10 protein-coding genes are annotated in these 9,571 nt (G+C 63.0%); 8 read left to right on the top strand and 2 right to left on the bottom strand.

Features of this window, described 5'->3' with window-relative positions; translation table 11 throughout:
* Window positions 1-774: globin domain-containing protein (locus tag ACYPXD_RS20035; RefSeq protein WP_459714929.1), on the bottom strand; the 774-nt coding region annotated here is incomplete at its 3' end.
* A 124-nt stretch (window positions 775-898) separates the two neighbouring features.
* On the opposite strand from ACYPXD_RS20035, the gene norR reads away from it, so the two are divergent.
* From norR to ACYPXD_RS20000, 7 genes are all read left to right on the top strand, one after another.
* Entirely contained in the window at window positions 899-2,506 is a 1,608-nt protein-coding gene (norR, locus tag ACYPXD_RS20030) for a nitric oxide reductase transcriptional regulator NorR (RefSeq protein WP_459714927.1), read from the top strand.
* A gap of 126 nt (window positions 2,507-2,632) precedes the next feature.
* Window positions 2,633-3,070, top strand: coding sequence for a MarR family winged helix-turn-helix transcriptional regulator (locus ACYPXD_RS20025; RefSeq protein WP_459714960.1), 438 nt, complete (start codon window positions 2,633-2,635; stop codon window positions 3,068-3,070).
* 132 nt (window positions 3,071-3,202) lie between these two features.
* Window positions 3,203-3,640: a MarR family winged helix-turn-helix transcriptional regulator gene (locus ACYPXD_RS20020; protein WP_459714924.1), complete on the top strand. Its 438-nt coding sequence runs from the start codon at window positions 3,203-3,205 to the stop codon at window positions 3,638-3,640.
* Window positions 3,641-3,675: 35 nt separating this feature from the next.
* Window positions 3,676-5,154, top strand: coding sequence for an efflux transporter outer membrane subunit (locus ACYPXD_RS20015; protein WP_459714921.1), 1,479 nt, complete (start codon window positions 3,676-3,678; stop codon window positions 5,152-5,154).
* A gap of 35 nt (window positions 5,155-5,189) precedes the next feature.
* Window positions 5,190-6,470 carry an HlyD family secretion protein gene (locus ACYPXD_RS20010; RefSeq protein WP_459714958.1) on the top strand — a complete coding sequence of 427 codons (1,281 nt, stop codon included), beginning with the start codon at window positions 5,190-5,192 and terminating at the stop codon, window positions 6,468-6,470.
* Between the two features lie 97 nt (window positions 6,471-6,567).
* Window positions 6,568-8,127 carry a DHA2 family efflux MFS transporter permease subunit gene (locus ACYPXD_RS20005; RefSeq protein ID WP_459714919.1) on the top strand — a complete coding sequence of 520 codons (1,560 nt, stop codon included), beginning with the start codon at window positions 6,568-6,570 and terminating at the stop codon, window positions 8,125-8,127.
* 114 nt (window positions 8,128-8,241) lie between these two features.
* A complete protein-coding gene (locus ACYPXD_RS20000; protein WP_459714918.1) occupies window positions 8,242-8,910 on the top strand; it encodes a MarC family protein in 669 nt (222 codons plus the stop codon).
* 15 nt (window positions 8,911-8,925) lie between these two features.
* On the opposite strand, the gene ACYPXD_RS19995 is transcribed toward ACYPXD_RS20000, so the two are convergent.
* Window positions 8,926-9,195: a hypothetical protein gene (locus ACYPXD_RS19995; protein WP_459714917.1), complete on the bottom strand. Its 270-nt coding sequence runs from the start codon at window positions 9,193-9,195 to the stop codon at window positions 8,926-8,928.
* A 50-nt stretch (window positions 9,196-9,245) separates the two neighbouring features.
* Here ACYPXD_RS19995 and ACYPXD_RS19990 point away from each other — a divergent pair, with 50 nt between their 5' ends.
* Window positions 9,246-9,563 carry a hypothetical protein gene (locus ACYPXD_RS19990; RefSeq protein WP_459714915.1) on the top strand — a complete coding sequence of 106 codons (318 nt, stop codon included), beginning with the start codon at window positions 9,246-9,248 and terminating at the stop codon, window positions 9,561-9,563.
* The last annotated feature ends 8 nt before the right edge of the window (window positions 9,564-9,571 follow it).

Raw genomic sequence — 9,571 nt, 5'->3', positions numbered from 1 at the left:
GCTGTCTTCGAGCGTGAAATCGCCGGACGGCGCGAACACGTCGAGCGTGTCTTCCTCGATCACATGATCGTGCAGGTAATTCGATACCTTGCCGTTGGGCTCGCGCTTCACGCTGATCCGGTACTCGTGTCCGTTCGGCGCCGCCGACAGCGAATAGTTGCGGCGCACTTCCTCGCCGTCGATCAGAAGACGCAGCGCGATGAACTGCCCCGGCTTGAAGTCGAGCAATGCGCCGCCGTCCGCGGGGCGCAGATAGAACGACGTGATCTCGTCGCTTTCGCGTACCTTGCGCGCCACCGTGAACTTGCGCGTGCCGCGCCAGCCGCCCTGCGCCGCCTCTTTCGCCGCGTACGCGCTTTCCTCGAGGCCAATCAGGATATCGGCGAGCTGCTGGTAGGCGGCACCCCACGCCTCGATCACCGCATCGGTTGCGATCTCCGGCCCGAGCACTTCGCGGATCGCTCGCAGCAGACACGCGCCGACGATCGGATAATGCTCGGGCAGGATATTCAGCGACACGTGCTTGTTGACGATCTGCGAAACCAGACCGCCCAGCTGCTCGAGCTGATCGATATGGCGTGCGTACATCAATACGCCGTTGGCGAGCGCGCGCGCCTGGTCGCCGTTTGCCTGGTGTGCCTGATTGAAAAGCGGGCGCACTTGCGGATACTCGGCGAGCATCGTCCTGTAGAAGTGCGAGATGAGCGCCTCGCCGCCGCTTTCGAGCAGCGGAATGGTGGCTTTGACGATGGTGCGATGTTCGGTCGACAGCATGAAACTTACCTCTTCGAATGAGAGTGGGCGGAATACCCTGCTAGAACTCGGGCGGAATAGTGCATAGAACGGGCCAGCTCTGAGTTGTATTAAAATCAGTGCTTTGCGAATAGATGAAGTGACTATGACACGAGTCGAATCGACTGCGTACGAAGTCAAAGCGACTGCATCTGGCGTGCTCGACGCGCTGATCCCGCTGGTTCAGGACCTCTCGCACGACCTGTCCGATAGCGAGCGCTACCGGCGTCTGCTCGCGACGCTGCGCGAGCTTTTTCCTGGCGACGCGGCCGCGCTGCTGCGGCTCGAGGGCGACATGCTCGTGCCACTTGCCATCGACGGCCTGACGAGCGATACGCTCGGCCGGCGCTTTCGCGTCAGCGACCATCCGCGCTTCGTCGCGCTGTTCGCGCGCCGCGACCCCACCCGCTTTCCGGCCGATTCGGGTTTGCCGGATCCCTACGACGGCCTGGTTCACGGCGTAAGCGGCGATCTCGAAGTACATGACTGTCTCGGCTGCCCGATTTACATCAACGAACGCCCGTGGGGCCTACTGACGCTCGATGCCCTGGACCCGGCGCGCTTCGACAGCCTCGACATGCGCCTCTTGCAGGCATTCCTGAGTCTTGCTGCTGCCACGGTCAGTGTCGCCGAGCGTATCGATTCGCTCGCACGCGTAACCGAAGAGGAGCGTGAGCGAGCCGAAGCGTACCGGCAGGCGAGCGGCCCAAGGACGCGCGAAATTATCGGTAGCAGTGCTGCGCGTCAGCAATTGCTTGACGAAATCCGCACGGTCGCTAACAGCGACCTGACCGTGCTGGTGACAGGCGAAACGGGTGTCGGTAAGGAACTGGTCGCGAACGCAATTCACGCAGGATCGCCGCGCGCAAACAAGACGTTGATCAGCCTGAACTGTGCGGCGCTGCCCGACACGCTGGTTGAAAGCGAATTGTTCGGCCATGTGCGCGGCGCGTTTTCGGGCGCATCGTCGGACCGCTGCGGCAAGTTCGAACTGGCCGATGGCGGCACGCTGCTGCTCGATGAAGTCGGCGAATTGCCGCTTGCGGTGCAGGCCAAGCTGCTGCGCGTGCTGCAAAACGGGCAGTTGCAGCGTATCGGCTCGGACAGCGAACACAAGGTCGACGTGCGGTTGATTGCCGCGACCAACCGCGATCTCGCCGAAGAAGTGCGCGTTGGCCGGTTCCGCGCGGACCTGTATCACCGGTTGAGCGTCTACCCGCTGCGCGTGCCGCCGTTGCGCGAGCGCGGGCGCGACGTGTTGCTGCTGGCGGGTTTCTTCCTCGAGGAAAACCGCGCGCGACTTGGCCTTCTGAGCATCCGGCTCGCGAGCGATGCGCAGGCTGCATTGCTCGCGTACCGGTGGCCCGGCAACGTGCGCGAGCTCGAACACATGATCGGCCGCAGTGCTTTCAAGGCGCTGTCGCGGCATCGCGAACGGCCGCGCATCCTCACGTTGACGGCGGCCGACCTCGGCATATCGACCGCGCAGGCGTCGATTGTCGCGCCGCGCCCAGCGCCGCATGACAAGCAGAACAGCGCGGATACGACGGACGCGCCGCTGGAAGACTTTCGCAGCTCGGTCACCGCTTTCGAACGCTCGCTCGTGGCTGACGCACTGGAGCGGCACGACAACAATTGGGCAGCCGTTGCGCGTGCGCTCGGCATGGACCGCGCCAATCTGAACCGGCTCGCGAAGCGTCTTGGTCTGAAGTAAAAGGCGAGAGGTGGGGTGCGGCGGCGTTCGCCTGTGCGCGCCGGTTCCGCTCGTCGTGCGAGAACTGATTTGGTAGTATCTGACTCGTCAGTCAGCCACCAGCATGCGTTCATCGAGGAGATTCCCGTGCGGCATTACACAAAAGAGAATTTCAATCTGATGGACAGTGTCGGCTTCGCATTGAACAAGGCGCGCAATCTGATCCTGATGGAAATGGATGCGGCGCTCAAGGAAGTCGACATCTCGAGTCAGCAGATGGGCATCTTGCTGGCGCTGAAACAGCAAACGGCGAGCACGCCGTTCGAGCTGTCGAAGTTGCTCGGCATGGACACGGGCCTGATGACGCGCATGCTCGACAAGCTCGAAACCAAAGGGCTGGTGGTGCGCTCGCGCGACGCGGAAGACCGGCGCGTCGTCAATCTGACGCTGACCGGCGCCGGCCGCGCGGTGGCCGCGCGGCTCCCCGAAATCGCGCCCGCAGTGCTGAACGAACGCCTGAAAAAGTTCACGAAGGCCGAGGTCGAGGAGCTGCGCCGTCTGCTGCGCAAATTCATCGCCGAATAAGCGTCTCGCGCCCTCTGCGGCGCCATTCTTTCTTTCCCGGTACGCTCCCCTGCCGCATTGATGCGTTAAAAAATTCGCTTGAACATATCTGACCTATCAGCTATTGTTCGTGCAGCAAATGAGGAGTCAGAGATGCCGTTCTATACGCAAGACAACTACCAGCAGTCCGAGAGCGTCGGTTTCCTGCTCAACAAGGCGCGTAACCAGTTGGCAGCGGATATGGACGCCGCGCTGAAGGAGCTGAACATCAAGGCCCAACACTCCGGAATCCTGATGTCGCTGCTGCGCGGTACCTGTACGACGCCGGCCAGTCTGGCACGTCACCTGGGCGTCGATACAGGCCTGATGACGCGTCTTCTCGACAAGCTCGAAGCGCTCGATCTGCTGGCCCGTTCGCGCGATCTGGCAGACCGCAGGGTGGTCAATCTGCAGCTCACGGCGGTAGGACGCGCGGCTGCGTTGCGTATCACCGAAGTCGCGCCGGACGTGCTCAACGGACGCCTGCAGAGCTTCACCGACATCGAGTACGACGAATTGCGCCGCTTGCTGCACAAGCTGATAAGAAATTGAGCGTTTTTTTACCCATATATCTGATAGGTCAGAAAATGGATAGTCAAACAAAATCGACGTGCTACGCGTCCCGCGGACTCAAAGCCGGCTTCTCGGTGATCGGCGCGGCGGTGTTGTCCGCGTGCGTGAACTATGCGGGCATCCACGGCGATCAGCAGATCGCCGAACCGCAGCAATACGCGACGCAGCAGAGCGTGCCGGCCGAAGGCGGCCGCTGGCCGGCGGCCGACTGGGCCGATCAGTTCGGCGACGCGCAACTGAAGGCGCTGATCGACGAGGCCTTGCGCGGCAGCCCGACCATCGCGCAGGCGAGTGCGCGGGTCGCGGCGGCAACGGCTTATAGCGAGACCGCGAAAGCCGCGACGTTGCCGCGCGCGGACGCGAGCTATTCGTACACGCGCGAGCAGCTTTCGGGCGCGTCGTTCATACCGCCGCCCTACGCCGGGACCTGGCAGTCGCAGAACACCGGGTTGCTCAGCGCATCATACGAGCTCGACTTGTGGGGAAAAAACCGCGAAGCGTCGAAGGCGGCGCTGTCGCAACTGCAAGCAAGCGAAGCCGATGCGCAAGTCGTGCGGCTGACGCTCACGACGGCGGTCGCGCGCGCTTATAACCAGCTCGCGAGGCTCTATGTGCTGCGCGATATCGCCGCGCAGGAGATCGCGCAACGCGAACGGATCGAACGCATCACGGCGGGCCGCATCGCGACGGGTCTCGATACGGACGTCGAACTCAAGACCGCGCAAGCGAATCTCGCGACGAGCCGTGCCGCGTTGAAGGCAATCGACGGTTCGATCGTCACGACGCGCTACGAACTCGCCGCACTGCTCGGTGAAGGCCCGGACCGCGGGCTCGAGATTGCGCGTCCCACACTCGGCACCGGCGACGAAGTGCGGCTGCCGGACAACCTGCCTGCGGACCTCGTGAGCCGCCGGCCCGATATCGTCGCCGCGCGCTGGCGCGTCGACGGGCTGACGCATGAAGTGAAGTCGGTAAAGGCCGAGTTTTATCCCGACATCAACCTGAGCGCGGCGATCGGTTTCGACGCATTCGGCTTCGGCCGCTTCCTGACGGCGGCGAGCCGCACGGCTTCGGTCGGTCCCGCCGTTCATCTGCCGATCTTCGACGCGGGCGAGTTGCGCGCGAAGCTGAAGGGACGCTACGCGGAATTCGACTATGCGGTCGCGACATACAACCAGACGCTCGTCACCGCGCTGAGCGAGGTTGCGACCCAACTCGCGGATATCCGCGCCACCGACGGACAACTGACCGACGCGCAGACCGCGCAAAGCGCCGCACGCCGCGCCGACGAACTTGCGTTGACGCAATACAAGGCCGGCCTCACGAATCAGCTGACCGTGCTCAACGCGGACGTGACCGCGCTGTCCGCGGATCAGGCAGTCGCGAACCTGCGGATGAATCGCCGCGACCAGCAGATCGCGCTTGCCCAGGCACTGGGCGGCGGCTACACGGACACCACACAAGAACAACCCAGCCTTGGAGAATTGAAATGAGCGAAACAGATATCCAGGACCAGACGAAACCGGCGATGGCCGGCGCGGCAGCGTCGGCATCGCAACGCAAAGCGGAGCCGCAAGCGGAGCCGCAGTCGCGCAAGCGCAAGCTGCTGCTTTCGATGCTCGGCGTGGCGATCGTCGTCGCGAGCGCGGCGTACGGCGCGTATTACATGACCTATGCGCGCTACCACGAAGATACCGACGACGCGTATGTGAGCGGCAACCTCGTCCAGCTGACGCCGCAGGTCACGGGCACCGTCGTTGCCGTCAACGCCGACGATACACAGACCGTCAAGGCCGGCGACACCGTCGTTACACTCGACGCGGCCGATGCGAAGATTGCGCTCGGCAACGCGGAAGCGACGCTTGGGCAAACGGTGCGGCGCGTCAGCAGCCTGTATGTGAACAACGATTTCTATAGTGCGACGGTCGCGCAGCGCAAGTCCGACCTCGATCGCGCGACTGCCGATTTGCGCCGCCGGCAAGCCGTATCCGATACCGGCGCGGTGTCCGCCGAAGATGTCGCTCACGCGCGCGACGCCGTGGCTGCCGCGCAAGCGGCGCTCGACGCGGCGCGTCAGCAGGCTCAGTCGAACCGCGCATTGACCGACCGCACGACGGTCGCCGATCACCCCGACGTGCGGGCCGCCGCATCGAAAGTGCGCGCCGCGTACCTCGAATATGCGCGCAATACCTTGCCCGCACCGGTTACCGGTTACGTCGCGCGGCGCTCGGTGCAGGTCGGTCAGCGCGTCGCACCGGGCACGCCGCTGATGGCGATCGTGCCGCTCGACGGCGTGTGGGTGGACGCGAACTACAAGGAAAGCCAGCTGCGGCACATGCGCATTGGCCAGCCTGTGACATTGACCGCCGACGTCTATGGCGGCAGCGTCGAATATCACGGACGTGTGGTCGGCTTTTCGGCAGGCACCGGCGCTGCATTTGCCGTGTTGCCCGCGCAGAACGCGACGGGCAACTGGATCAAGGTCGTACAGCGCCTGCCGGTGCGCATCCAGCTCGATCAGAAGGAGCTCGACGCTCACCCGTTGCGTATCGGACTGTCGATGCAGGTCGATGTCGACACGCGCGACGAATCGGGCAGCCAACTGGGCGCGGCGCTCAACACCCGCTATCGAACCGACGTATTTGCCGATTACGGCGCGCAGGCCGACGACGAAATCGCACGAATCATCGCGCAGAACACGGTCGGCGAGACCCCGGTTGCAGCGGACGCCACAAAGCCGGGCCGTTCGACGAAAACGGCGTCGGCAAAGACGGCTGCGCGGCGCGATTCCACGCAGCCGGCCAGTTGAGTCGATCTCTCGACGCGCCTCGCCATTTTTTTATTCATCTATCTGACAAGTCAGATTATTCGCGCAAGAACGCTAGCGAACCGAAGGAAACGACATCATGGATGCTTCGACGAACACAGCCAGTCCACCGCCGCTTTCGGGCGGAAAGCTGGTGCTCGCGACGCTCGCCGTTGCCTTGGCGACGTTCATGAATGTGCTCGACTCGTCGATCGCGAATGTTGCGATCCCAACCATCTCCGGCAACCTCGGCGTGTCGGTCGACGAGGGCACATGGGTGATCACGCTCTTTTCCGCTGCGAATGCGGTGGCGATTCCGCTGACCGGATGGCTCACGCAGCGTGTCGGCCAGATCAAACTGTTTGTCGGCGCGATTCTGCTGTTCGTGCTGTCGTCGTGGCTGTGCGGCATCGCACCGAACCTGATCGTGCTGCTTGCTGCTCGCGTGCTGCAGGGCGCGGTGGCGGGGCCGCTGATTCCGCTGTCGCAAGCCATTCTGCTCGCCTCGTATCCGAAGGCGAAAAGCTCGACGGCGCTCGCGCTATGGGCGATGACGGCCACCGTCGGCCCGATTGCGGGCCCGGCGCTCGGCGGCTGGATTACCGATAGCTATTCGTGGTCGTGGATTTTCTATATCAACATTCCGGTCGGTTTGTTTGCGGCCGCCGTGACATGGATGATCTATCGCAAGCGCGAAACGCCGGCGCGGCGTCTGCCGATCGACAAGATTGGTCTGCTTTCGCTGATCGCATGGGTCGCGACGCTGCAAATCATGCTCGATAAAGGCAAAGACCTCGACTGGTTCAATTCGCCGGTAATCTGCGCACTTGCCGTGATTGCTGCAATCAGCTTCGTGTTTTTCCTGATCTGGGAGCTGACGGAAAAGGCGCCGATTGTCGACCTGCGCCTTTTTGCAGTTCGCAATTTCCGCGGCGGCACGATCGCGATTTCCGTTGCATATGCAGTGTTCTTTTCGAATCTTGTGATTCTGCCGCAGTGGATTCAGGGTTACCTGAACTATCGGTCGGTTGACGCGGGCCTCGTGACGGCGCCGCTCGGCATCTTCGCGGTGTTGCTCGCACCGGTGATGGCGAAGATCATGCCGAAATCGGATGCGCGCATTCTTGCGACACTCGCGTTCGTCGGCTATGCGATCGTGTTCTTCATGCGCTCGAATTACACGACCGGCGTCGACGCCTGGACGCTTATTCTGCCGACGCTGCTGCAAGGCATTCCGACCGCGCTGTTTTTCGTGCCGCTCACGGCGATCATCCTGTCGGGTCTTGCGCCCGAGCGGATTCCGGCGGCCGCCGGCCTGTCGAATTTCGTGCGTGTGTTCGCGGGCGGCGTCGGCACCTCGCTCGCGACGACGGGCTGGAACAACCGCACCATCCTCCATCATTCGCAATTGATGGAGCAGGCGAGTGTCAATAATCCCTTGTTTACCGGCGCCGTCGATTCGCTGCATGCGACGCTCGGCGGCAACAGCAGCCAGGCGCTGGCATTCTTCGAGCGGTCGTTGAACGCACAGGCCGCGATGTTAGGGTTGAACGACATCTTCTGGCTCTCCGCGGTGATCTTTATCGTGATCATTCCACTCATCTGGCTGACGAAGCCGGTTAAGGGTGGCGCGGGCGGGGCGGCGTCGGCGGCGCACTGAGCGACCGCAATGAGCGACCGCACTGAGTGACTGCACCGAGCGGCAGCGAATTCACCTTGCCAGGCGCGCGGGACCCTGGTAAAAAGGCGGTCGGAGCCCACGACCGCCTGGCCTATGCTGAACGAACTGCTCAAAACTATTCTGCTGCTGGTGACCGGGCTCTTTCCGGTCATCAACCCGCCGGCCACCGCAATCATCACGCTGACGATGATCCCGCACGTGACGCAGGCGCAGCGCGCCGAACTGGCCATGCGCATCTCGATCAACAGCCTGTTCATTCTGCTCGGCTCGTTGTCGATCGGCGCGTACGTGCTGTCGTTCTTCGGCATCTCGGTGCCGGTGTTGCGTGTGGCGGGCGGCATCGTGATCGCGATGGCCGGATGGACGCTGCTGCAGGCCCCCACCGACGACGACCCCGAAAAAGAAGCCCACGCCGAAACCCAGATCGAACACGGCGCATCGCTGCGCGCGAAGGCGTTCTATCCGTTGACGCTGCCGATCACCGTTGGGCCCGGCGCGATCTCGGTTGCCATCGCATTGGGCACGGGGTCGCCCAGGGAGGGATTATCGGCGGCTCATATCGCCGGTGTCGGCGTCGCGCTCGCTATTCTGTGCGCGAGCATCTACATTTGCGTGCGCTTCGCCGGGCATCTCGAACGGCTGCTCGGCGCGGTCGGGATTCAGGTCGCGATGCGGCTGCTTGCCTTCGTGCTGTTGTGCATCGGCGTGCAGATCGCATGGCTCGGTATCGCCGAGCTGCTCGCATCGGTGCATTTGAAGTAGCCGCGCTACGCCTTCTTATCTGTCTTTGTCGCCCGGCATCACGTTCGAATGCAGATGGTACGAACATTCGTTCAGGCCCAGCAGCCGCATCCGGTAGTCAAACTCAAGCGGGTCGTCGTTCGCCGCAAAGCGGCCTGCGGTGGCGTTTTCGTTAGCGATTGGCGAAAACAGCGCTTCCAGTTTTCCGGCTAGCCACGCGAACATGATCGTCTCCTTTGCAGTACGTGCTGTATCGATGCCTGCATCGTAGGGAGCGCAAATGAGCGGTAAATGAGGCCCAGTCATGCCGTCCTCATTCTTTGCTCATTGTTCGCGACCAGAATCCCGATTGAACGATGCATCGAACGACTGCATCGCTGTTCGAGGAGAACAACATGAAAGGGATTCGCTACCTGATAGTCGCCGCCGTGCTGAGCGGCGGCATGATCGGCGTCGCGCAGGCGCATGTGTTCGTCGGAGTCGGCATCGCACCGGTGATGCCAATCGTGCCGGCCGTGCCCGCGCCCGTGTATGCCGCGCCTCCGCCTGTCTACTACGCGCCGCCGCCGGCGCCGGTGGTCTATGCGGCTCCGCCGGTCGTCGCCGGCTACTACTACGGCAATCCGTACTGGTGGCACCGTCCGCACTACTACGGGTACACATACTGGCGTTGATGCCCAGC

This window comes from Paraburkholderia sp. 2C, assembly GCF_054589215.1.
This window is presented reverse-complemented; position numbering and strand designations above follow the sequence as displayed.

What these genes read in the sequence shown, in the direction of transcription:
- norR (WP_459714927.1), top strand. Translation starts at nt 899, where the DNA reads ATGACACGAGTCGAATCGACTGCGTACGAAGTCAAAGCGACTGCATCT.
- ACYPXD_RS20020 (WP_459714924.1), top strand. Translation starts at nt 3,203, where the DNA reads ATGCCGTTCTATACGCAAGACAACTACCAGCAGTCCGAGAGCGTCGGT.
- ACYPXD_RS20015 (WP_459714921.1), top strand. Translation starts at nt 3,676, where the DNA reads ATGGATAGTCAAACAAAATCGACGTGCTACGCGTCCCGCGGACTCAAA.
- ACYPXD_RS20010 (WP_459714958.1), top strand. Translation starts at nt 5,190, where the DNA reads ATGGCCGGCGCGGCAGCGTCGGCATCGCAACGCAAAGCGGAGCCGCAA.
- ACYPXD_RS20005 (WP_459714919.1), top strand. Translation starts at nt 6,568, where the DNA reads ATGGATGCTTCGACGAACACAGCCAGTCCACCGCCGCTTTCGGGCGGA.
- ACYPXD_RS20000 (WP_459714918.1), top strand. Translation starts at nt 8,242, where the DNA reads ATGCTGAACGAACTGCTCAAAACTATTCTGCTGCTGGTGACCGGGCTC.
- ACYPXD_RS19995 (WP_459714917.1), bottom strand. Translation starts at nt 9,195, where the DNA reads ATGACTGGGCCTCATTTACCGCTCATTTGCGCTCCCTACGATGCAGGC.
- ACYPXD_RS19990 (WP_459714915.1), top strand. Translation starts at nt 9,246, where the DNA reads ATGCATCGAACGACTGCATCGCTGTTCGAGGAGAACAACATGAAAGGG.